Source organism: Streptomyces murinus (genome assembly GCF_002154555.1).
In the GTDB taxonomy this organism is placed as follows: domain Bacteria; phylum Actinomycetota; class Actinomycetes; order Streptomycetales; family Streptomycetaceae; genus Streptomyces; species Streptomyces murinus.
In genome coordinates this window covers 1-427 of sequence record NZ_MUNF01000988.1, presented here as the reverse complement: position 1 = coordinate 427, position 427 = coordinate 1, and the positions used below count along the sequence as shown (strand labels likewise).

Genomic DNA, 427 nt, shown 5'->3' with positions numbered 1-427 from the left:
CCTCGACCACCTCGGCATCGAACGGGCCCACCTGGTCGGCATGTCGATGGGCGGCATGATCGCGCAGACCCTCGCGGCCCGGCACCCGCACCGGGTCACCACCCTGACGTCCGTCTTCTCCACCACCGGCAGCAGGAAGGTCGGTCAGCCGGCGCTCTCCACCCTGGTGCGCATGGCCGGGCGCCCCGCCAGGACCCGCGAGGAATCGGTGACCCGGCACCTGGCGCTGCTCGCCCACATCGGCTCCCGNNGCGAGCGGGCCTGGGCCGGCGCGGTGTGGGAACGCGGCCGGGACGCCGAGGGCGTCGCCCGCCAGATCGGCGCCATCCAGGCATCCGGCGACCGCACCGCCGAACTGCGCCGGATCACCGCCCCCACCGTGGTCGTGCACGGCACCCGGGACCCCATGGTGCACCCGAGCGGCGGC

Annotated in this window: 1 protein-coding gene; it reads left to right on the top strand. The window is 75.5% G+C overall.

All coding sequences use genetic code 11. The annotated features are described in order from the left end of the window. Nucleotides 1–40: 40 nt before the first annotated feature. A partial coding sequence (locus CCN72_RS37140; protein WP_425276209.1) for an alpha/beta fold hydrolase occupies nucleotides 41–427 on the top strand: 387 nt, incomplete at its 3' end.